The organism is Flavobacterium sp. KMS (genome assembly GCF_000813005.1).
GTDB lineage: Bacteria > Bacteroidota > Bacteroidia > Flavobacteriales > Flavobacteriaceae > Flavobacterium.
Window position 1 is genome coordinate 182,250 of record NZ_JSYP01000003.1, and the last position, 25,267, is coordinate 207,516.

17 protein-coding genes are annotated in these 25,267 nt (G+C 31.9%); 6 read left to right on the plus strand and 11 right to left on the minus strand.

Annotated features, from left to right (window positions below):
- Window positions 1–3 precede the first annotated feature (3 nt).
- Complete coding sequence (locus tag OA93_RS05160; RefSeq protein WP_039112066.1) at window positions 4–879, minus strand: DMT family transporter; 876 nt, start codon at window positions 877–879, stop codon at window positions 4–6.
- Window positions 879–1,367 (minus strand): MarR family transcriptional regulator, encoded by a 489-nt coding sequence (locus OA93_RS05165; RefSeq protein WP_052259378.1) that lies wholly within the window; start codon window positions 1,365–1,367, stop codon window positions 879–881. Before OA93_RS05165 ends, OA93_RS05160 begins: the two co-directional genes overlap by 1 nt.
- 477 nt (window positions 1,368–1,844) lie before the next feature.
- On the opposite strand from OA93_RS05165, the gene OA93_RS05170 reads away from it, so the two are divergent.
- Window positions 1,845–2,915: a hypothetical protein gene (locus tag OA93_RS05170; protein WP_039112067.1), complete on the plus strand. Its 1,071-nt coding sequence runs from the start codon at window positions 1,845–1,847 to the stop codon at window positions 2,913–2,915.
- Between the two features lie 107 nt (window positions 2,916–3,022).
- Here the strand turns inward: OA93_RS05170 and OA93_RS05175 are convergent, their stop codons facing one another.
- The 8 genes from OA93_RS05175 to OA93_RS24990 form a co-directional block, all read right to left on the minus strand.
- Window positions 3,023–4,516 (minus strand): tryptophan 7-halogenase, encoded by a 1,494-nt coding sequence (locus OA93_RS05175; RefSeq protein WP_039112068.1) that lies wholly within the window; start codon window positions 4,514–4,516, stop codon window positions 3,023–3,025.
- Window positions 4,517–4,522: 6 nt separating this feature from the next.
- Window positions 4,523–5,908 (minus strand): radical SAM protein, encoded by a 1,386-nt coding sequence (locus OA93_RS05180; RefSeq protein ID WP_039112069.1) that lies wholly within the window; start codon window positions 5,906–5,908, stop codon window positions 4,523–4,525.
- Window positions 5,905–8,211 carry a hypothetical protein gene (locus OA93_RS05185; RefSeq protein WP_039112070.1) on the minus strand — a complete coding sequence of 769 codons (2,307 nt, stop codon included), beginning with the start codon at window positions 8,209–8,211 and terminating at the stop codon, window positions 5,905–5,907. Before OA93_RS05185 ends, OA93_RS05180 begins: the two co-directional genes overlap by 4 nt.
- 45 nt (window positions 8,212–8,256) lie before the next feature.
- Entirely contained in the window at window positions 8,257–9,753 is a 1,497-nt protein-coding gene (locus OA93_RS05190; protein ID WP_039112071.1) for a ferritin-like protein, read from the minus strand.
- 360 nt (window positions 9,754–10,113) lie between these two features.
- Entirely contained in the window at window positions 10,114–11,772 is a 1,659-nt protein-coding gene (locus tag OA93_RS05195; RefSeq protein WP_039112072.1) for a hypothetical protein, read from the minus strand.
- Between the two features lie 63 nt (window positions 11,773–11,835).
- On the minus strand, window positions 11,836–12,831 hold the full coding sequence (locus tag OA93_RS05200) for a hypothetical protein (protein WP_039112073.1): 996 nt from the start codon (window positions 12,829–12,831) through the stop codon (window positions 11,836–11,838).
- A gap of 161 nt (window positions 12,832–12,992) precedes the next feature.
- On the minus strand, window positions 12,993–13,964 hold the full coding sequence (gene gwsG / locus OA93_RS05210; protein WP_052259379.1) for a grasp-with-spasm system ATP-grasp peptide maturase: 972 nt from the start codon (window positions 13,962–13,964) through the stop codon (window positions 12,993–12,995).
- Window positions 13,965–14,031: 67 nt separating this feature from the next.
- The gene (locus OA93_RS24990; protein WP_165572088.1) at window positions 14,032–14,178 is read right to left on the minus strand and encodes a hypothetical protein; all 147 of its coding nucleotides are present in this window, start codon (window positions 14,176–14,178) and stop codon (window positions 14,032–14,034) included.
- 635 nt (window positions 14,179–14,813) lie between these two features.
- On the opposite strand from OA93_RS24990, the gene OA93_RS05215 reads away from it, so the two are divergent.
- From OA93_RS05215 to OA93_RS05240, 5 genes are all read left to right on the plus strand, one after another.
- Window positions 14,814–16,376, plus strand: coding sequence for a lipocalin family protein (locus OA93_RS05215; protein ID WP_039112075.1), 1,563 nt, complete (start codon window positions 14,814–14,816; stop codon window positions 16,374–16,376).
- Window positions 16,377–17,404: 1,028 nt separating this feature from the next.
- Window positions 17,405–18,511: an efflux RND transporter periplasmic adaptor subunit gene (locus tag OA93_RS05225; RefSeq protein ID WP_039112077.1), complete on the plus strand. Its 1,107-nt coding sequence runs from the start codon at window positions 17,405–17,407 to the stop codon at window positions 18,509–18,511.
- Between the two features lie 33 nt (window positions 18,512–18,544).
- Window positions 18,545–21,664, plus strand: a complete 3,120-nt coding sequence (locus tag OA93_RS05230; protein ID WP_039112078.1) for an efflux RND transporter permease subunit — start codon at window positions 18,545–18,547, stop codon at window positions 21,662–21,664.
- Between the two features lie 3 nt (window positions 21,665–21,667).
- Window positions 21,668–23,176: a TolC family protein gene (locus tag OA93_RS05235; protein WP_082001771.1), complete on the plus strand. Its 1,509-nt coding sequence runs from the start codon at window positions 21,668–21,670 to the stop codon at window positions 23,174–23,176.
- A 203-nt stretch (window positions 23,177–23,379) separates the two neighbouring features.
- Complete coding sequence (locus tag OA93_RS05240; protein ID WP_039112079.1) at window positions 23,380–24,162, plus strand: hypothetical protein; 783 nt, start codon at window positions 23,380–23,382, stop codon at window positions 24,160–24,162.
- Between the two features lie 246 nt (window positions 24,163–24,408).
- Here the strand turns inward: OA93_RS05240 and OA93_RS05245 are convergent, their stop codons facing one another.
- Entirely contained in the window at window positions 24,409–25,068 is a 660-nt protein-coding gene (locus tag OA93_RS05245; protein ID WP_240474671.1) for a GNAT family N-acetyltransferase, read from the minus strand.
- Window positions 25,069–25,267 lie beyond the last annotated feature (199 nt).

The window sequence follows — 25,267 nt, forward strand, 5'->3', positions numbered from 1 at the left end:
ATGTCAAACAGAAGTGCTTTTTGCCTTTTTTAGATTCATAGCTATAATTGCTGCTATCATAATTATAATTCCAATGATCTGGACAAAAGTTATATTTTCTCCTAACACCAAACTAGCAGTAAGAACAGCTACTGGCAACTCAACAGTCATTAAAAGACCACTTGTTGTCACTCCTACTTTAGGAATACCTACAGCAAACAAAGCTGGCGGTAATATGGTTCCGAATACAGAAAGGAAAAGTCCCCATTTTAATAAATGAAAGTCAAAATGATTAGAGAAAACGATAGGCTGAAAGTTTACTATTAAAATACAAAGAGCAGAACCTGTCATAATCCATGCACTTCTGTTTTGCCAGTTTCCTTCCTTTCCAGTCTTGCTATTAAGTATAATATAAATAGAGTAAATAAGTGAAGCCAACAGCACAAATCCAATACCTTTTAATGATAAAGAACTCCCTTCATTAAAATTTATTCCACTTGCCAAAACCGTCCCAAAAATAACAACTCCAGTTACTATTAATTCCATTTTAAGCGGTTTCTTACCGTACAAAAGCCATTCTAGCAAAATACCAATCCATGTAAACTGCATAAGTAATACTATAGCAATTGATGCAGGAATGTACTTTACCGATAAATAATACAGAAAAGTTGTAATACCAATTGCTGCTCCTGTAATTAAAAGCCACCCTATTTCTTTAGGTTTACGACGTTCTTTATTTGTAAAAAACACAATTCCCCATAATACAATCGCTCCCAATAGCGCTTGAATAAAAGATACTTCGGGAGTTGTATATCCTTGCTTATATGCAAGTTTTACAAACGAAGAAAGAATACCAAAACTTGCAGCGCCCACAAGTACCATTAAAACATATCTAAACATTATATTTTTTTTAAATTATTTAAAGTTCTCTCTTTATAACTTTTCTTTCCGATTTTTTCCTCAATCAGTTCTAGATTTTTTAAGAAAAGTTCATTTCCATCTAGTAATTCGTTCATGGTAAGAATACAAGCTTCCCAACATTTTTCTAATTGAGGCAAGGCTAACTTTGCTTTTTCAGTAAGGTATAGCAGTTGTTTCCGAGAATCGGTAGTATCAGTTTTGGTTTCTATATACCCTTTTGCTTTCATGTTCCTGATAATCTTAACAATTGCAGGATGTGACATTTGCAAACGCTCTGATATTTCGGTTACCGTGAGCTCTTCATGTTTTTTTAAAAGCAAGAATATAAGATGCCAATTCGGCTCAATATCTACTCCAACAGCTTTATAAAAGTCTTTAGTACTATAAAGTATATTATCCGTAAGTCGCTTTAATCGGCTGGTAAGTCCCACCAATTGTAATTCTATTAAAAAATCGTTCTGTATCATAAATTACGTAACTAGTTACGCAAATATAAAAAAAATACGTAACTAGTTACGTTGTTTGCGAAAAAAGAGGATAATTTAAATAAAGTATGATTACGAAATGTGTTTAATGAAGAGAATTTAGTTACATAAAAAATAGTTGGGATTTTCCCGATTATTGGTAATTTATTAAAAGAATGATGACACTCCAAATAATTAATTTTACTTATTGTTTAATTTTGTACTGTAAGAAAAACGTGTATCTTTAAAACAATATAAAATTTATATTATTTTAAATTATTTATTTAAAATTCAGATGATTGTAAATAAGTTATGCATAAAACTTAAAAAATAAGAAAGAAAATTTCCAAAATCAATAGCGGTAAAACTAAGAATCTCAATAATGGCTCTTAGAGCGTATTATAATTTTAAGTGTATAACATTTAGTGAAATACAAATTGCTTACATGACAAAAACTGGATAACTTACAAGAAAAAACTAATGGAATCTATTGAGCTAAAAGAAAAAGAATTTAATGTTTTTGCCTGTTCTAATTGTGGAGGCGAACTTAAATACAAACCTGGCACTACAACTTTAGTTTGCGACCACTGCAATACTAAAAATGAAATTCCTCAAGAAAAAACAATAATTGAAGAACTCGATTTTAATGATTATCTAGAAAAATCTGAATCAGAAAGTCTTGGATTAGAAAAAATGATTCAATGTAAAAGTTGCGGAGCTACATCTTCTATCAATGAAAGCATAAAATCTTTTCATTGTCCTTATTGTAGTACTCCTTTGGTTGAGGAAGATATTCGAGAAGAACGAGTTATAAAACCTAGTTATTTACTGCCTTTTAATTTAGACACCCCAAAAGTTTATAACTTACTTTCGAGTTGGGTAGATGGTCTTTGGTGGGCTCCAAATAATTTAAAAAAGGCGGCTCTCTCTCCAATAGGATTACGAGGTATTTATGTTCCTTATTGGACTTTCGATGTCAATACTCACACTATGTATACGGGAGAAAGAGGAGAAAATTATAAAGTTACAACGGGTAGTGGTGATAATGAAACAACTAAAATTAAAACCCGTTGGTATGATACTACAGGCAATGTTTCAATATTTTTTGATGATATCATGATTCCGGCATCAGGAAGTATTGATCCAAATTCATTGGCACAATTGGGGCCTTGGGATGTAAATGCTTTGGTGAAAGTTAATGATCAATATTTGAGTGGTTTTGTAACTGAAAAATATAAGATTAAATTAAAAGAAAGTTTCCAATCTATAAAAGGTCTCATTGATAACAACATTACAAAAAAGATATATAATGACATTGGTGGGGATGATCAGCGCATAAATTCTGTTAACACACAATATAGCAACATACATTTTAAACATATTTTGCTACCAGTTTATGTTAGTTCTTATCATTATGATGGCAAAATTTACCATTTTTATGTAAATGGAAGAAATGGCAAAATGATAGGTAAAAGACCATATAGTGCAACAAAAATTGCACTAGCTATTATTATTGTATTCTTAATTTTAATTGTTGTTATAGTACTCTAGAAATTTAGGAGATGCATCAAAATGGTTTATTTAGAACTATACAAAAGATTAATCTTTGCAGAATTTAAAATTCGTTTAAGATTGGTCAAAAAGCACGAAATAACGATTTAAACATTTGCATATTTTTTGTCAACAACAAGTAGCTGATTTGATAAAAGAAAAACTAATATTTTTTTAGATTTTTCTATTTCCATAAATTTATTTAAATCAGCTATAACATTTGAAACTACTTTTCCATTCATACTTTTGTAAAAGGGAAATAATTCGACTTGATCGAGATAAACTGTAGGCCGCTCTAAATTAGGATGTATTAGTGCTTGTTTTATTATTATACGATCATTATTAATTGCGTAAACATCTTTAAATGTAACATCCGAAGAAATATTAATTTCCTTATTCCAAAGTGAAAATAAAAATAAATCAACAGGAATTGGTTCTACTTGTTTTTTTTCAAATATTGGCAGATCTTGATTATACTCCTTTTCTAATTTGAGGGCAAAATTGGTTTGGTTTTTAGAAATATCAAGTTGAAAGTTGGCTCTTTTCATCCAAAACTCTTTTTTTTCTGAGTATGCCCATGCTTTGCGATAATAATCGGCTGTCCAATGTGTATGATTAACAACCGATTCTATTAATTTTTCTTCATAAAAATTCTTTGGATGCTGAGAATCGGGATTTTTTAAATAGGTATTTATTGCAATAGCAACTTGCAATGAAAAACGCATTGCTTTTTCTACACCTGTTGAAGAAAGTGGATCTAATGTAAAAGCGGCTTCTCCAATTTTTACAAACTGCTTATTCCATGGGTTTTGATTAACAAACGAGGTAACGGAACAAGTTTCTATATGACCGTTTCTTGCTTTGTTTGCCAATGGAGAAAATAATTCGGTCTTGTTCATTAAATCTAAAAGATGCAAATCGCTATTATTTTTTAATGTAATTGGATCTGTAAAGCACATAATGCGATAGCGATTTCCCGCAACTGGAGATCCCCATAACCAACCATCATCAACCGCTTCGATTAATGCTTCTTTCGTAATTGAGTTATTATCTATATGTGTCCATACTGCAATAGCCGAAGGTGCAATGGGAACTCTCTCGCTTAAAAGTGTCCCTTTGCGACCTCGTGCATCTAGTACTATCTTCGAATTAACTTTAATTTCAACCGAACCAGCTATAATTTCTAATATGAATCCGTTTTCTGTACTTATGGATTGCTTTAATTTTGCGGGTTGTATGGAATGTAATCCTTTTACAATAGCAAATTCTAGTAACTCCTGATCCAATTTGCTTCTATCTACAATTATCCCTTCGTTATTTTGACCAGAACGATAGTATATATCGGCTGTATTTTCCCAAATTACCTTGGCGGGAATATTTCTTAAATACGTAGAATCTTCCAGTAAATGACCTGCATTTAAATATTCGAAAATATTGTGAATTCCAGGTGAAAGTGACTCCCCTATTTGTGGTCTCGGAAATTGTTCTTGCTCAAGCATTCCAACCGTATATCCCATATCTAATAAACGTATTGCAGCGCATAATCCGGCAGGACCAGCTCCTAGAATAAAGACATCGAAAGTATCAGGTACCGTTTTCATTTACAATTAATTATTCCAGTTTGGTTTTAATCGTGATAATCTTTCATTGGCTTGTATAGTATAAAATAACCATGATCGTATATAATCACAAGCCGGTCTTCCTTTTTCGATTACTTCATGATGGCATCCACCACCACAAAGGTATCGAGCCCAACATTTAGAACATGGTTCTTGTGTGTTTACATGTCTGGAAGCTAACCAATTGTTTTGCAAGTCAGCTTGTACACCATTGTTTAAGTCGCCCATTTTCCCTACATCTTCGTTTACAAAACGATGACAGGCAAATAATTCTTCATCTGCAGATACGCCCATATAACCCGCGCCTGCACCACAAGGATAAGGTCTATGTGTTCCTTTGGAAATTTCCTTCAAAGCATTTACCATATTCAAAAAAGGATAACGTTTTCCTGCCAGTACATTTTTCTCAAAATTAAGTCCGCAAGCAATCATATTTTCTAACATGATGGCTAGCTGCTCATTGTTCATTTCATTTTGTCCGTTGCTAGATCTTAACAAAGGCGAGAAACCTACACCATGAAATCCCATATTAATAAATTCATCCAGAACTGCAGGAAGGTTTGTATTTTCGGGAGTTACTGTTACTCTTGCAGATACTTGCATTTTCTTTTGTAATAAAAGTAAAGGCTGAATATTTTTTATGATTGTATCATAACTTCCTTTACCTCCTTTCATAGGGCGATTAAGATCATGATCTTTGCCTATTCCGTCTAAACTAATGGTTACTGAAAAACCATATTCTTCAAAAAAAATGGCATCACTTTCTGTAACCAAAGTTCCGTTTGTAGTAATGGAATAACTGACTTGTATTTGTTTCTTTTTTGCAGTTGTTTCAGCATAAACAGTAGCTTCTCTAATTGCTTGTCTATTAATTAGTGGTTCTCCTCCTAAAAAAGTAAGTTGTGCTTTTCCTCCTTCCGGGCAATCTTTTAATAACAAATCGATGGCTTTATAAGCGGTTTCTAAAGACATGTTTTTTGTAGGTCCTCCAAAATCACCCTGATCAGCATAACAATATGTACAGCCCATATTACATTTTTGCGCTATTGCTAATGATAAAGCATGCAATGGCGGACTTTGTAAAGGCTCGTCTGTAATATATTCGGGAGCATCCAGACCCAAAAAGTTTAGCTCATCTTGCAGGCCTTTATCATCTTTTTTATCCATTAGGAAAGCTATTTTTTGCTCTACTTCTGGAGAAATAGTATAAAGTCGGCTTCCATTTGGGATAAAAATCTGAGTCGATTGTCCTCCTTTTACCAAATGCGCTTTGGCTGAACGTGGTTTTGATTGCGGGACAATTATTTGTGCCAACTTGGTTGCAATCGACGCATTTTTTTTCTGTTCGGCAAATGTTTCAATAACTCCTATCATTTCGTTTTGCTTGATTTAGGTTTTATTTTGCTACTTTCTATTGCATCATTTCCTTTTATAATAAAGTTGAGTTCGCCTTGCCAATTCTCAAATAAATCTTGATAAGAAATTAATCTTGAATTTTTCCAATCATCTGGAATATAAGAGCCTGTTCGTTTTTTTGACATCCATAAATCTCCAGTACTCAAACCATTTTCATCTGGTACAATATTTACAAAATCAGGTCTGCTGGCTGCCCAATAATAGCAAGAACATTCACGATAATCATTTTGCCACGGTGCACAAAGTCCTTGAGTTAATTCTCCGGGTTTTAAAATAGTATCTGAAAATGCAGCACTATTACCATCAAATACTTTATTAACTACTAATATTACAGCAATATATTTTTCTACATCATGTAATTCCTTTAAATCAACTACAACTTCCTCCATTGAAGGTTTGGCTGTAAAATGACATATTACTTCCTGACCTTGTTTTTGCAAAACGTGAACCATAGAATTCGACCATTCCATAAACGAAACACCGTTAGGGTTTGCATCCGTCTTTAAGGGAGTATTGTCCCCATCAGGAAAAACGGGACCAAATGTCTGTACCATTGTAGGTTTCCCTTCTATAGCTACCAATCGGTGTCCTACTAAACTTTGAAATTTTATATCGGTAGCTTCTAGTACATAATTATTATTTTCAATAAGTACAATGCCATTAAATGTTCTTCTCCAAAGATTTCTAAAATCAAATTCGAGCCCGGGAAAGCAATTCGAAATCGCCGTTCTTGGCAAAACTGCAATAGGGTTTCCTGTTCCTCTATAATGTAATTGTGCGGTTAAATTTGTAGCTTTTAATGGCGAACCGTATGATACTGGCAGCGTATCTGGATTATTATCCTTAAAAATTGATGTTGTTGCAGCCTTTATTATCGTATTAATTTGGCGGTAGGTAAAAGTTAGTGATCTACCATCGGCACCACGCATTAATGCAGGCATTTTTCGAAGTGCTTTACTCGATAAATCCCCTATTTCTGTAGGTTTTCGCAATAAATCACCAAACCAGGGCGATGCACCCGAACTTAACCCGTTAAAGACTCTTTCGTGTAATAATTGCAAAGCAAGATTATCTACAAGGGAGGTTGCCATAATGGGTTCAAAAAAACGTCCGAAATCATTTGTGTTTTGGCGTACCATTGTACTGGCAACATTTTGTTTTCCTTCGTAACTATTCCCATTCATAATCGTTGTATTCATCAATCGAATAGTTTCAAAAGCTCTGCGAATAATTTCTTCGGCTTCTTCTATACTTACTTCTCCATCTATATCTGTACTTAATATTATTTGTTCTAACTCATCAGACACTACACGAATTGGTAAAGTATCGGGAGCAAAAGATGGTGGTCCAGCACTAATATGTGCTTTGGCTGTTAATGTTTTTTCATCCGAAACCTTTAGTTTAACGGTTACAAAACCATCACATTCATCATCAATATATCCCCAGCTTACTTGCCAACTTACTTGTTTTTCATCGGTATAGGAATAACCGGCAAAAATTTGTGCCGGAGCAGTGTAAAATATATTAGGAGTGCCACTTTCCTGATAACCACGCCATGTCCCTTTACCTTCGCTTGTATCGTATATTATTAAATCTTCTTTCTTTTCAAAAGTTGGGTCTTCTTGTATTTCTGTTTCACCAGGACCTGTCTTTCTTTTTAAATTTGAACCATAAACTTTACCGCCTGCAGGTGTATATCGTAATCTTAATTCTGGAAACTCTTTTGTTGGTTTTATGTACTGAACAGAACCTAATGGTAATTTTTTATTTGGCAAAAAGTTATTACAATCAGCTAGCAATGGTTTTGATTCATGCGAGGTAATGTTAGTAATTTTTGCTGTCATTTTATCATTGACATCGGTGGTTCTTCTAAATATTTTTATGTTAGCCACATCTACATCCCAACTAATGTCTTTCAGACTTAATCCTGATTTAACAAGCAATTCTTCAGTAAGAGGCACTAACTCGCCAGGGTTTTCATCTGTTATAGCAAACACTTCCAGGAAAGGTGAAACTGGGCGTATTTTTCCTTTTCTATCTGCCAGACTTGTTACCTCTTTAAATTTTATATTTATAGGGTCATGTGCTTTAATTTCTCCTGAAACGGGGTCTACTGTTAAAGTCGTTTTTGGTATTATTTCTCTAAAGTCAAGTGGTTTTTCTTTAGATAATTCAAGGTCATACGCTTCCATTGGTGTATTTGATTCTCCTAGTCTGCCAATTGCAATGGGAGGAAGAATTCGTAATTCTATAATTTTCATATTGTAGTATTTTAAATGTTTTAATTGAGTTGAATTAATTTGAAACTATACCAGATTTTCCTGGGTTAAGTGTACAATTGCTTGTAATAGCTTTTTATCAGCTTCTTGTAATCCATTCAAATATTGAATATGTGGTTGGTCTTTAAAGTTCTTTAACTGTACGATAAGATTATTTGATGCTTCGAGAAGGTCTTTGTGTGATCTCCATCTATTGTGTTCTCCAAAAGGCAAATCAAATGTATATGGGAGTGTAAATGGTGGTCCAGCCATTTTGCTGCTATTTTTAGCAATAGGAGTCTGAACCAATATAGTAGCCAGACTTCGTAAATTATACATTTCTCCAAATGAAGAATTGATAATCATACCACGAGGAGAAGTATTCCCAGAATGATTATAACCATCATCTAGTAAAAAACTATGATTTAAGAAATTAAGCAATAATCGATAACGAATATCACACAAGTTCGCCCAAAGTATTGCCTGCGGATCTGTAATTTTTTCACTTTCTGCTTCTACTGCCGAGGCTTTAAACGTTGATTCTTCTATTACTTCGATTTTTTTGCCTACATAAGGATTGGTAGCAACATCACGAGAAGGATTAAAAGTGCCTTTGGTATCTTCTAATAATTCTTTATACTCTCTGTAGATATGTAAAAACCTTTCGAAATGAGATGGTGTACCTTCTTTTACATCTAAACCTTCTCCCTGCTCTGCAATTTCATTTAATGCATTATAAGCGTCATCACGAGATAATAATGCTGCAACTAATACGTCGGGACTTTTTGTATAAATGCTTTTTCCATCACTTCCTCTGTCACCTTCTTTATATCCACGACCCCATTCACCAAACTTAGCCTGATAGTTATAAGTAGCCGCCTGAAAAGTTTCATCGGATATTACATCAGGATCCTTAATTAATTGAAGTAATACTATAAACAATGCTCCAACGGTATGCGGATCATCTACAGTTGTTTGTACGGATTTCTTAATTTCGGCAGCCAAAGGATCATCACCATCCAACCAATCCGAAGAAGCTTCGGCATAAACATATTTAGCAAGGGATTTAAGAGAGAATTTTTCTAAAGTAAAAGGAAAAGGATAAAAAGGACTATCCCAAGGATAACTTTCTCTTCCAAAATTTAAGGGAGCTCCAATCACTTTTAATACATTTTGTACCGAGATAAAATGTCCCATTTCTTCTTTGGCAATACCTAAAATTATATTTTGCCAAGTATGTACTTTTTCTTGATATTTTTCTGGAATTTGAGGTCCACCTATACTGTAAGCAGAGTAAAGATACTGCAACATAAGCCCTTGCTCTATTTCGGCATCTATCTGTAGTAACATAGTAATGTAATCTTTTCCATTAAATTCTGATGGTACCTTAAAACGTTTTGCTTTTTCTAGATTTTCATAAGTGTCGGTAAGACTATCTGTTGCCATAAACATTTTGTTTGCGGCGTTCTCCGTCGGTTTATTATTGGCTTTTGCCCATTCTAATATTGGGGAAATAAAATGGTCTCTTTTTGGATTGTAATTCATAATATATTGTTTAGTTAAATTTCTATTTAATTATATATTGTACTTACTACCAACTCAATTATAAATGCTGATCGTTACTGGATTTCAGCCTTTTAATTCAAATAATAATTTAATAACCTAAACTCATTCTGTTATAACTGTCTAGTGTATTGGTTTTTAGTTGGTATTAGAAGAATCTAAGCTAAGTTTTTAATTAATAAATTTGCCAAGTATAAATACCTGTTTTTCATTGTTATGCCATTTTTTTAATAAGATTATTATCTAAGTATTACAGCATTATATATGCATAAAAAAACCAGAATTGATTTCCTAAATCAATTCTGGTTTTTGTTGTAATTTTCGAGGAAATACTAGTGGCAGCTATTTAGCTTCGATATCATCAAATTCAAATCTATCATTATTTGCTGATTTTACTGTAACGTAGTACTTTCCAATAGGTAAATTGATTTCAATTTTATCACCTTTTGGGATAATTAGGGTTGATTCTATTGGGATTAATAAATCTGCATTTTTAGTTTTGTTATATTCATCAAACAGAAAAATTTCAACTAGTAATTCTTCATTTTTATAAGCATTGAGTTTTTCATTTTTTAAAACAACCTTCTTAAAAACGTCATTCGGGTAAACTGATTTTAGGTTTGCTTCAAGATTATTTATTAAAAAATAATCAGCACTTGATTTCATTAAAGTATCATTTAAAAATATAGATTTAGGAAGCAAAACTAATTTTTCCTTCGTGTTACCAATAACTGTTTCCTGATTAATTGTAATCGGATCAATGTTTGAATATTCTTTTAAATAACTTCCCATGACACGACTTTCTCCCTCCTCTTCTAAGTGACCATGACCAACATAAATGAAAATTTTTTCTTTTGGATTTTTCTCTAATATTTTCATGATATTTTTGGCTTGCCCTATTTCTCTTGGAACGTTTCGATCTTGATTTTCATGTCCTAAAAGATTAAATCCCATAGCATTTGCTTTTCTTACAAAATGACCAAAATAAGGATCTTTAATATAGAATCCATTTTTAGAATTTGGGATTACAGTCGTAGTATTATCTTCATTAGGCACAAATGTTTCCATAGAGATAGTTGTGAATCCTTTTTGTTTTAAAATGTCTAATAATGACATAGCAAATAATCGATGTTTAGGATAAAAATGATCCTCGTTAAGCATGATTATCTGATTATTATTGGCTAAGTCGGCAATTGTAGTCAAAACATCTTCATTGGTTTTAACTTCCTCTTTTGATAAAGAATTTAGAACTGTAGCATTAAAGTCATCTTTTTTATTTTCATAGTCTTTAATGAGTAAATCATATTCTTTATTATTACCCATAAAAGAGTTAATTGTAAAATACAATGGTTCCTTGAGCATTATTTTCTTAGGATCTTTTATGGGAGCTTCCTTTATTTTCTCTCTTCCTTGAAGAAAATTTTTATGTGGCTCGACTGTATAATAATTGTACAGTTTCATAAAGGACAGTTTATCCAAATTGGTATTATCAAGATTAACTGTTTTCATATTTTCAGTAGCCTTTTCCAAATTATTAGCATGATCCAACATACGTGTAATGCAAATAATTTTCTTTGTTCCTTTTTGTTTTTCAAAAATAACAACTCCATTGATACTGTCATTTTTTACAATTTTTTCATGAGCAATTGTATCAATAGGGTTTTCAACTTTTTCAAAGAAATATGATGTTTCTACATTTTGATCTGTTTTAAAACTAAGGATTAAATTATCTATAGAAACATCTTTAAAATCTCCAATTTTCTTTTTTAAGTTGTTTTTCTTCTCTTTCGAAAGATCTTCATAAGTTACATTTCCTAAGATATCAATTGAAACATCTAGTGAATCATTGTAAAACAAATCTCCGTAGTTTCTTTCTCCAGTTATATAATTGTGTTTAATAACATCTTGATTAATTGTTTTGCACCCAATTAGTAATAGGAAACAAGATGCTGAAAAATAATTTTTTATAAATTTAATTTGAATCGTTCTTTTTCTAAACATAATTATTAAAAGGTGAAATGTATTAAAGCGCATGTTTTTAACTATTTGTATAGGATAAAATGACTAAACTACTAGCCATTTATTAGTATAAGGATTATAATTGCAGCTTTGGGAATGGGTATAATATTTGTTTTCGGCAGTTTTTAACGGGATGCTACCATCTGGACATACATATCTGAATTCGCAGTCTTGACAAATCTTTATTTTATCCTTATTGATTTCCCAAAAATCTGTTATTTCAGGATTAAAAACAATTTCGTTTAAGTCATGAGTAGCAACATTACCAAAAATTGATCCATCACTAATATATCTCTTTATGTTTCCAAAAGAATCTATATATATTGTCCTGTTGTAAGCTAAACTATATTTAAGTGATTCATTGAAGTTAAAACGATTCAATAAGAAGTTATCCTGATTGTTAATTTTCATTGATAATGTTTCTTCTAATGTATTTGTTTCATAAATAAACTTGCTTTTTTTTAATTCATCTTTATTGACTTCATAAAAAATAACTTCAGCTATTCTGGCAAATTTATTTTGTAGTTTAATTAATTCGCTTTCTAATCCACCAATATGTTTTATATACAAAACGACGGATTTTACTTTGGATTTATTGATGAATTTAAGTATTTGGGTCAATTTTGCTAGATCATAATCCTTACATATTATTTTCAGATTCGACACGCCCAAATTATCAATTTTATTTTCTAAGAAATCTTGTGAAATTGATGTACTAATAGCTGAATCTAAAGTTATTGTATCCAAATTATAAGGCTTTTCAAAACTATTACTTATTGCTGGATATCGTTTTGTATTGTTACTCACAATAACTAATTCGTTGGAAAGAAAAAAACGGATATACTTTTTTAAAGTAATCTTATCATTCTGAAAATCTTTAAATAAAAAGTATATTTCCTTATCAGAATACTTATTTATTAAATCAATAATTTGATTGGGTATTGTGAAATAGTTTTTTCTCTGAAAATCAATGATTATTCCACGATTGATGCCTTTTACAGAAAGACAGTTTGTAAACAGTTTGAATTTTTTATCTATCATCAGAATTTTTTAAATATATCGGCTTATCAAATTCACTGCAAATAATTTTAGAAGTTTGGTAAAACTTTGATTCAACATATTTATAGTAACTTTTGTAATTCATTTTAAGAACAAGATCTTCCTTGGCGGGTTCTGCAATTACTGGCAAACTTATCTTTCGTTTATTCTTCATTATTCAGTAAGGTTAAATTTTCGGCAACTATTTTATGAAGAGGAAAATTACAAGGATAAGCAGTCATCCCAAATTGTCCCGAAGGATTAACTTCTAAAAAATAATATTCCCCATCCTTCGATGACTTGATTAAATCGATTGATCCAGTATTGAGTTCCAGATTTTTCATCAGCACATCAATTTTAGTTTCGATAGATTCAGGAAGCTGATAAGGAATAAATCTATTGGGATTTTCCAAATCATAAGCTCGGAAATCTAATTGAGTTTGTGGATTACTTTGTGAAAATATGGCCATCGAATAACATTTGCCCATGATATAAAATACCCTTAGTTCTATTTCTTTTTCTATGTACTCCTGAAATAGAGACGGGCTAAAAGTTTTGTTTAAATCCTTTACCGTTTCTATTTTTTTAGTGCTAAAGGTTACAGAACTATTTGGCAATTTTACATGCACGGCTTCTGCTATAGGTTTTGTTATTATAAAGTTATTATTCTCTTTTAAAAATGCTTTAAGATTATTTCTTTCTGTAGTTATAATTGTCTTCGGGATACATAGTCCAGCCATTTTAGCTACATTCAAAATCTCTAATTTAGACTTCCATAAATTTCTTTTAAAAAGCCATTTTTTATCTTCTAGAAGATGTAAAATCAATTCTCGTAAAGCTTTAAATTCACTATATAAAAAATCTGTTAAATCCCTTACAACAGTAAGCTTTCTTTCATAATCAGTTAGAAAACCAAACTTTCTGCACCAAACTACGGTAATGTCTTTTATGTAAACTCTTTGCGTTGCATTCTCAAAATAGGAGTTTTCTATAAAATTGATATTATATGAAAAATATGATTTTCCCTGCATTAATTCTTCATCATCAATCCTGATAACTGGAGTCTTAAAAAAATTCAACCATTCAATGACATTATCGGTATCTCTATCGTCAGGTTTGCTTAATATTAAAATCATAATGAATGTTGTAAAATGCATTTAGGCATATAAATTATGCCTAAATACATAAATTGAAATAAGAATACTATTTGCTAGCTGGATCCATACCATCAAAGTCGTTTAGCTCCTGTCCTGGAACTTGACAAAATGTATAAGCCTTACCTTTTTCTCCTCCTCCAACTACATTTTTAATCTCTACTTTTTCGCATTCGAAATCTTCTAATCTTTTCATAATTTTATGGTTTTATAATTAATTGTAAGCAAATATCTACGCTTTTTGATATTATTTTAAATAATATATTATCCTAAAATCATATTATATTACTCAAAAAAATCCTACAGAAATTAAAATTGATAGTTTTGGTTTGGTAGGCTGAAAGTCTTTAAATTGAATCTCTTCAGGAATTAAATCCTTATTATTTAATTCTGCATTTACCCCTCTAAAATCTGAAACTCTGATAAATATTGAACTGTAAGTTTATTTATTGGTACTTAACTTTTGTTGTAAAATAGCGATACATGCGTTTTGTAGAATTAAAAATTAAATAATTTATAAAGGAATAGAAGTTTGGAGACGAATAGTTAAACAATAACCTGATTAATAACATTGTATGATAATTTTAAAGCTAAAAAACAGGTGAAAATACTGGGTGCTTTAAATAGTTTTTTTCTTAATTTCGAAGAAATATTTCATCTCTAAGAGAGTTCTTTTCAAAATCTACAAAACATGTTAAATCAATAACAATTATTTATCTAAAGGATTAATCGTACGATAATAATAATTTACGCTAAATTTATTTGAATTGCTTAAATTTTTTAATACGATTTTTCTATAAAAAGAAGAATTTATTATCTAAATCAAATATTATGAAATCAAATTCAAAACTAGATTTAAATAAAAAAAACATCATTTTTTTTATTCTTATAATTACTTTAATTTTTGCATCTTGTAGTAAAAATGATGATGAAATAAAATTAGATCCTGAAAACACTTTGAAAGAAAACACTTTAAAAGAAAATGTTTTTATAATAAATTCTATAAATATAATATCCTCAGACGACAATTCATTTGTTTTAAATGGTAATCAAAATTCACTAAAAGTAAATGATATTGTTTTATCTGCTCCGTCAAGTAATTGCCCATATGGTATGATAAGAAAAATTACAGCAATTAATAATTCAAGTAACGGAATAACTTTTAAAACGATACAATCTAATTTAAATGAAGCATTTGATGAACTTCATATTGATACTTCGAATAATGAATCATATACATCAGGAGTAACTTTTAAAAACTCGCAAGGTTCTGGAAGTAAACTCTCTGTTGATTTTAATGATAATGTTACAATTGCTGCGGGAATTAAAATGAATGGCTCATTAAAATTTAATATTCCAACCACAATTATAAAGTATGAAAAAGAAAAAGGGAGTTTGAAACCAAAATTAGTTTTATTAAAGGCTGAATTAAATAGTTCAGCATCATTAATAGATCTAACTTATTCTGGCTCTGCACCAATAACAGTGCCTAAAAAAATAATTAAATCGTTTGATTTACTTCCAATCGAAGTTATAATACCAATAACTACTCCAATAGGAATCTTTCCGTTACCTGTCATATTTAAACATAAAATAGATATTGAAGTATTACCCTTTACAGTAAATGGGAAATTTAATTTGAGTATTAATCCTGAAATTAATGCCGTACTAGGTTGCAAATATGAAAATGATTCTTGGTCAGATTTAAGTAGCTTTTCAATTAACGCATCCAGTGCTACAAATTTTTCTATCCTTGATTTATTAAGTAATGGCTCATCATTGAATGCAAATTTAGTTATCTTTAATCCACGCTACGAAATTACCCCTTTATACACGGAATTACTTAAAGGATATTTTGAGGTCCCAAATAGTGTAACATTAAAAATACAAAATCCCCAACCTAATTATTCTTTAAAATACGATTTAACTGTTAATGGTGGCATACAACAGTTCTTTTGGACTGGTATTCCTGCTGAATTTAAATTATCAAGCACTTTACTTAAAAAAACAATAAAAGAAGGAAACTGGAATTCAATTATTGGAAATTGGAAGATGAGTGGAAACGTCCATTATGGTGTTGATTGCTGGAATATCCCTATTGGAACTTGTGTTGTTGGAACTAACGGTTCATGTATATATTCTATACCTCAATGTGTAAGAGATGATATATCTACCTATACTGATTCAAATAATTTTATTGGTGATGAAGGAGCTACTAAATGTTCAAATAATGATCCGCAAACGGTTAAGGGGACCTATACAGTAAATAATAATCAACTTAGTCTCAATTTAAACGGAGAAAATATTACTTATAACATTCTACAACTTGACGCTACAACTCTAAAAATCCAAGAAATTGGTTATGATGGCTACGAAATTTATACTAGACAATAAATTATTATTATTTAATTTAAATTTGTTGAACCATTACAAATGGTTTGCTATTATTTTAAAGCAATATAAAAAAATGCTATTATTAGTTTCATGGAAAAATCATGGCACTTTAATAACTAAGTTAATATGTTCCCAAATATTATATCACTACAAATTGAATAATTCTTGTTTGTTCTAACTTTTATTTTACTCACTTTCTACTTCAAAATCTGAAATTCTGATAAATAGTAACTCACAAGTTTCACTATCGGGAAATAAGACTACAAAATTTTATGACCTATCTAAATTAAAGGAATTCTAAAAATGCTATGAATTAGTTAATTAACTATTGATAACTTTTAAATCATGTTTTTTTAAAGAAAATTTAATAAACATTAATTTTGCAAAGTATTATATTTGGCGGCTTATCACTTATAAGACTATTTATTTAGATACTAAAAAAGAAAAGTATCTGCCTATTTACCTATGAAACATATTAAGTTTATATCTGTTATTTTATTATTCTTGCTTTCCCTTTTAGGTAGCACGGAATTTTACAAATACTCTTTTGAACTAGATAATTATAATGGACAAGAGCATATTTTAGAGACTGTATCTTCAACTCTATCAATGTCTAATGATTTGGACGTGCATTTTATAATCAAAAAGATAAAAAATCGCATTGTAAGTTCTGAATCAAGTGCCTTAAAAAAAGATTACTACACCCAGTTAGTTCACTTTAAGGTTTTAAAGGACAATGTTATTTATAGTATCGCTACTATATATGAAAATCAGCGACATACTCACCTACACTTATATCAACTTTTCTAGATTTTAAGATTGTGTATTTTTATATGAAGTCTCTTTTGTAATAATGTTTTTCATTATTATAAAGGGGTTATAACTTATAAAAATAATTCTTAACGAACGATATTCTCTCACCAGGGAATACACGATACACTTCCATATTCAATATTTTCTCATTTGCAACTCCCTATAAATCATTATTTGGGAGGCAACATATTTATATAATACCTTAAAAATTAATCATGATTATTAGTAAAAAACAATTCCTGTTGTACGGTTTATCGTTAATATTTCTAACCTCTTGCGGAGATAAAGCCCAAAAAGACTCTGCCAATATAAAAACACTACCAGTTTACAAGATAACTTTAAGAGATACTGTAGTTTCTAACCGATTTGTTGCAGATGTTCACGCCAAAAATAATGTTGAAATCCATGTACGTATACCAGGATTATTAGATAAAGTGTATGTTAGTGAAGGACAAAAGGTAAAAAAAGGACAAATCCTTTTTAAGATTAGCGATGCCGAATTACAAATACAACTTATAAAAGCTGATGCTGTTTACAAAAGCATGTTGGCAGACCTAAGAATGGCAAATGTGGAGCTTGAGCAAGCACAAACTCTTTTTAATAAAAAGGTAATTGCAAATCAGGAATTAGAATTATCTAAGGCAAAACATGATGCGGCTACAGCCAAAGTTGCTCATGCTGCTGCTGAGAAAAAATCGATTAATCAGCAAATAAGTTTTACCACATTAAGAGCTCCATTTGATGGTACAATAGATCGTATTCCGTTTAAGGAAGGAAGTCTTGTCGAAAACGGTTCGCTCCTAACTACACTTTCTCAGTTAGACGATGTATATGCTTATTTCTCTATACCAGAGAATATTTATTTCCAGATGATGGCAGATAAAAGCCTGAATACTAAAGGGGATATAAAACTGGTATTACCAAACGGAATGGTATATGACCAACAAGGTGAACTTAAAACTGCCGATGGAGAGATCGACAGGCAAACGGGTTCTATCCAATACAAAGCTAAATTTAATAATCCGCAAGGTTTTATAAAACATGGAACATCAGGAAAATTGATTATTTCTGAGCCAAGAACCAATGTTATGCTTATTCCTCATAAAGCAGTTTTCTCTATTCAGGATAAACAATTTGTATTTGTTGTAAACAAAGAGGGTATCGTAAAAATGACCAATATTACCATTGCTAGCACTCTAGATGATGTATATATCTTAAATAAAGGGTTGAAAAAGAATGATCTTATCGTACAAGAAGGTACTCAATCACTGAGAGACGGAGATAAAATCAATATAAAACAAATGCAAAGCGCAAGCTTGTAATCAATCACTTAATTACAATTAAAAAGATATAAAATGATAGAGATGTTTATCAAAAGAAAAATATTATCATTAATCATTTCGGTTATGATAGTTTTGCTCGGAATATTAGCTTTATTCCAGTTACCTATAACACAATTTCCAGATATCGTTCCGCCATCGGTAACAGTTACAGCAAAATATACTGGTGCTAATGCCGAGGTTTCTGCCAATGCAGTTGCGCTTCCTTTGGAACGAGCCATAAATGGTGTGCCGGGAATGACTTATATGTCTACAGTTACATCAAACGATGGTTTAACACTGATTCAAGTATTTTTTGAAGTAGGAACCGATCCCGATCTGGCCGCGGTAAACGTACAAAACAGGGTTACCACAATTCTGGATGAACTTCCCGAAGAGGTTATACGTGCCGGGGTAACTACCGAGAAGGAAGTTAACAGTATGTTGATGTACTTAAATGTTACTAGTACGGATAAGATTCAGGACGAACAGTTTATCTTCAATTTTACAGATATTAATATTCTTCAGGAATTAAAGCGTATTGATGGTGTTGGACGTGCAGAAATTATGGGGCAGAAAGAATATTCGATGCGAGTATGGCTTGATCCACAAAAGATGCTGTCTTATAATATTTCGGCAAACGAAGTTATAAACTCATTGCAAAAGCAAAATATATCTGCTGCTCCGGGTAAAGTTGGAGAGGGTTCAGGACAACTGGACAGTCACGTTCAATATGTTATTAAATACGGAGGAAAATTCTATGAGCCTAAACAGTATGAAGAAATACCACTAAGAGCCAATTCTGATGGTACTATCTTAAAACTGAAGGATATCTCAAAAATAGAATTGGGATCTATGAGCTACGGAATGGTTTCTAAGACTGACGGAAAACCTTCGGCTTCGATTATGCTTAAGCAAAGACCCGGTTCTAATGCCTCTGAAGTAATTGCCAGCGTAAAAGCAAAAATGGCCGAACTAAAAGGAAGTTCATTTCCTCCGGGAATGAATTATAATATTGCTTATGATGTTTCTCGTTTTCTTGATGCATCTATAGACGAAGTTTTAGTAACTCTTGTAGAAGCATTTCTTCTTGTAGCCTTTGTTGTTTTTATATTCCTACAAGACTGGCGTTCTACACTTATACCAGTATTGGCAGTGCCTGTAGCTCTAATTGGTTCATTTACTTTTATGTCGATGATGGGCTTTTCTATAAACCTTCTTACGCTTTTTGCTTTAGTACTATCGATAGGAATTGTCGTCGATAATGCCATTGTAGTCGTCGAAGCCGTACACGTTAAAATTACGGAAGAACATATGGATCCTTTACCCGCCACCACAAGTGCGATGAAAGAAATCACTGGTGCCATTATTGCAATTACTATTGTAATGGCTGCTGTATTTATTCCTGTAGCTTTCCTTAGCGGGCCTGTTGGGGTTTTCTATAGGCAATTCTCGCTTACTATGGCTATAAGTATTGTAATTTCGGGTGTAAATGCACTTACGCTTACTCCTGCTCTATGTGCTATAATGCTTAGAAAACATGATCCAAACAAAGAGAAAACATCATTGCTAGATCGTTTCTTTTATCGATTTAATAAATGGTTTGACAAAATTACTTCAAAATATATCAGAGTACTTTCTAAACTTGCAGATCGTAGCTCTGTTACCATAGGAATTTTGGTTTTGTTTTGTATTCTTACTTGGGGTACATCTGCTCTTTTACCTTCAGGATTTATACCTTCTGAAGATCAGGGAATGGTATATGTTAGTGTAACTACACCACAAGGTGCTACTGTAGAACGTACAGAAAAAGTGCTAGACGAAGTAACTCGTATTGCAAAAGGAATAGAAGGTGTAGATAATGTTACTACACTTGCTGGTTATAGTATTATTACCGAAATCGCTGGTGCATCTTACGGTATGGGAATGATTAACCTAAAAGATTGGAGTAATCGAGATATATCTGTAAACGACTTTATTGCAAAATTAACAGAGAAAACAAAAGGCATTTCAGATGCGCAAATTGAAGTTTTTGCTCCGCCTACAGTTCCTGGATTTGGTAATACAAGTGGTTTCGAACTCCGTTTACTAGATAAAACCGGAGGCCCAATTAGTAATACTGATGAAGTTACTAAAAACTTTATAAAGGAACTAAATGCCACGCCCGAAATACAAAATTCATTTACGAGTTTTGATGCTACTTTCCCTCAATATATGATACATATTGATTATGATCTTGCAGCAAAAAAAGGCGTTTCGGTAGATAATGCTATGTCGACTTTACAAACAATGTTGGGATCGTTTTATGCTACAAACTTTATTCGTTTTTCTCAGATGTATAAAGTAATGGTACAAGCAAGTCCGCAGTTCAGAAAAAATCCTGAAAGCATACTAGATATGTATCTTAAGAATGATGCAGGCGAAATGGTTCCGTTTTCTACATTCGTAAAATTAGAGCGTGTTTATGGCCCAGAAGTTCTTACGCGTTATAATATGTATATGTCGGCGATGATCAATGGTGAACCTGCTCCAGGTTTTAGTTCTGGAGAAGCCATTGCAGCTGTAGAGAAAATTGCTGCCGAAAAACTCCCGGGTAAATTTGAATTAGAATGGTCAGGAATGACTCGAGAAGAAATCCTCTCTGGAAACCAAACGATATACATTTTTGCTTTGTGTTTGTTGTTTGTTTACTTATTACTTGCCGCTCAATATGAAAGTTTGCTACTACCCTTCCCTGTGCTTTTATCACTTCCTGTAGGTGTTTTTGGTTCTTATCTTGCACTTCTCGCTGTCGGGTTAGATAATAATATTTATGCCCAGGTTGCCTTGGTAATGCTTATAGGACTACTGGCCAAAAATGCCATTTTGATTGTGGAGTTTGCCATGGCTCAAAATAAACTAGGACAAGGTATAACCGAAGCTGCTATAGAAGGTGCCAGACTTCGTTTTAGACCTATCTTAATGACATCATTTGCCTTTATTGCCGGACTTATTCCTTTATGTATAGCTTCTGGTGCGGGTGCAATCGGTAACCGTTCTATTGGTACTGCGGCAGCTGGAGGAATGTTTATCGGGACTGTTTTTGGTCTTTTAATCATCCCTGGTCTTTATATACTATTCGCAAAACTTGAAAAAGCTTCGAAAAAACAAATTTAAACAATGAAAAATTCACTTAATAAATTCTATAAAAATACAACCCCTTCAGTAAGTTTCGAAGGAAGAAAAGCAATGTATATTTTGCCAGTTGTATTTACCACGTTACTCTTTGCTTGTTCTGCGCCTAAAGTGGCAGAACAGCAAAAGGCCAAAACATTGCCAGAGAACTTTGATGTTAATCGTAAAAAAACAACAGACAGTCTGCAAGTTTTTATTCCTGTAAAAACAGAAACGTATTTTAAAGATCCTGAGTTAGAAAAAATATTAGATATCGTTATTGCTCAAAATCCTGATTATTTGGCAATGCAAGAAAGAATTCTGATAGCAAATTCTCATCTAAAAGTTGCTAAACTGGCTTTGCTCCCATCATTTGATTTGGGAGCTGATATTTCGGGGACGCGTTATGGTAAATATACAATGGATGGCGTAGGAAACTTTGATACCAATTTTTCTCAGAATATATCAGAAAAACAAAGAATCAATACAGATCTTACTCCTAACTTGTTTTTAGGCGGAAAAGTATCTTGGGAAGCCGATATATGGGGAAAATTAAGCAATCGGAAAAAGGCTGCTCGTCAGCGATTTTTTGCTTCACAAGAAGGAATGAGATTATTACAAACCAGACTTTTGAGCGATGTTGCCGAACTGTATTATAAACTGATAGCATTAGATAAACAAGCTATTATTTATGAAAAAAACCTTAAAACACAGCAACGAGCACTTGATATCGTTTCTGCTCAAAGGTCTGTTGGAAAAGCAACTGAATTAGCCGTACAGCAATTTAATGCTCAGAACAATAATATTTTGGCTGAAGCCGAAGAATTAAATCTTAGTATTGATCAAACCGAAAAAGCTTTATTGACCTTGTTGGGAGAATATGGTGGTAAGATTACCAGAAGTAAAGAATTCTTATCAGGACATCTTGAAGTTTTGAATCAAAAAATAAGTGTTGATTCTATTATACACAACCGACCTGATGTATCGCAAGCCTATTTTGAATTACTGGCATCAAAAGCCGATGCTAAATCTGCTCGTGCCGCTTTCTTTCCGACTGTAAACTTGGGTGGTTATGCTGGATTTAACTCTTTTTCTTTCTCTACATTTTTTGATAGCGGATCATTTGCATGGCAATTACTTGGAGGAATTACTGCTCCTGTATTTAACAAAGGCCAAATTAAGCATGAATATTTTACAGCCAATAAAAGACAGCAAATTAGTTTTCTTGAATATCAAAAATCTATCACTGTTGCTTACAATGAGTTGAGTGCTTTATTATATCGTACAAAAGCTTTTGAAGATGTGCTTGAATATAAATCAAAGGAAATTGAGCACCTTGAAATTGCTGTAAATGTTTCGAATGATTTGTATTTGAGCGGATATGCTAATTACCTTGAAATTATCAGTGCGCAAAAAAACAGACTTCAGGCTGAGCTTGATTTTGTCGATATGCAATTAAAGAATGTAAACTCTCAAATATTATTGTATAAAGCTCTGGGTGGAGGAATAAATTAATTTTTTTCTTAAAATTAAGTCGCTAATAATTGAAATTGATTTATAAGTAAACTTAATCATAATGAACCCGATCTTGTATCGGGTTTATTTTTTTAGACTAGTCTCAACTTAACCCTTTTTTATTATTTTTGATTGATTTAAAGAAACTCAAAAACATCAAAAAGCCCACGTTAAGGCTAAAAAAATTCTCTAAAAACCTATAAATGAAAAAGAAATCTATACTTTTTATTTTTTTAACGATACTTTTAATTTCGTGTAAGGATACTGTAAAACAGGAAAACAACCTTATAAAGCCTGACAGTATAAAACAAGAAGAAAAAAATGCAGCATCAGTAATTACAGATTCATCAACGGCAGTTTATTTTATAAAAACCAAAATGATACCCGCTACGGATGAACTTAGAAAAGTCATCACAGAAAAAATTGAAAGCGTAGAAAGTGTTGATTTTACAGGCGATAAAATTCCTGATTATATCTGTAAAACGGCGATAGATTCGTTGGGAATTGGAAATGAATACTGGATTTCATCGGAATATAAAACTATAAAAAAAGCAAAACATTATGACGGTTTTCATTATCGTTGGTTTATAAATTTAGATGATGATCCCGAACCTGAAATGTTTGAAACAAACGGTGACGAGGATGGTGCTGATTACACTATTAGGGATCAGGATTTAATAACAGGAAAAGACAAAATATTGCTTTATATCAATCCGGTTATCATTGAAAATCAGAAAAAGTATTGGGGGTATTCTTGGGACGTAAAAAATATAATTGCCCGAAAAATCGGAACCGATATTGAACTGTTCTGCTCTTTAAACCATAAAGTAATCAGAGACGGGAATGAAGAATATGACCCGAAATTTCAGAAAATAATGCCCGTAATCTTTTTTACGGGACATCATACACAAGAAAGCGGAGATCATTTCATAAAAGAAGAACAATGGTTAACATTGAAAGAAATCATCAAACAAACCAAAAGATAAACCCCTAAAAAACAATACTTAATCTCTTGCCTAATTTTCTAAAGCTTGTGTTTTTTTTATTAAATATTCGCTCAGATCCTAAAAAAAATACTTAACACATAGAAACATAGATTTTATATGTAAAAAAGAGCAACGAAAAGAAATACATTTGAACTATGTTTATTTTAAACAAGTAAAACGCCTATTCTGAGAATCCAAAATCTATGTTTCTATGTGTTAAAATAATTACAACCAATAGATTATATTTTAAAATTCATTAGGTTTTGTTTTTGGATTATAAAGCATTGCCGTACACAAACAGTTTTTCCTTTCTTTACTCATTAATATGGGGCAATTAATACAGGATTTGCAATTTTCCCAAAATCGTTCGTCAGTAGTTAATTCAGAATAAGTAACGGGTTCAAAACCGAGTTCATGATTCATTTTCATTACGGTCAGCCCTGTGGTTAGACTAAATATGCTAGCATTAGGATATCTTTGGCGGCTCAGCCAAAAGATTTTTCTTTTAATTCTTTTAGCAAGACCAGTATGTCTGAATTGTGGAGCGACTATTAATCCTGAATTAGAAACAAATTGTCCATTACCCCAAGAAGAGATAAAAGAGAAACCTGCCCATGTTCCGTCGGATGCAAAAGCAATAATAGCTTCTCCCTTTTTCATTTTTTCCTCCAGCGTTTCTGGAGAACGTCCTGAAATTCCTGTTCCCCGTGCTATAGCCGATGATAAGGTCGTTTCGCAAATTTCTTTTATCCAAAATAGATGGTTGGCATTGGCGATTTCAATGGTGAAAGTTAGTAATTCCTCAGCTGGTTGAATACCTAATAATAAGGCTGTTTTGTCTGGGAATGGATCAGACAATAAAAAGGGGTTGTCTGAAAAATTTATGGTGCGTTGTCGGGTTTTCATATCTAATTTAGCGTATTTTGATTTTATTAATAATGCTAATACAATATGAAATATTCAAATTACATACCAATGTAGGTTTATGGTTGCTGTGTAAGCGTTACAAGCTGTCTTTGCTTGGCTTGCGCCAATAATAAGATATTTATTGGTAGATTCTATCCCTATCATTATGATATGATTGTATCATTATGAGATGCCATTA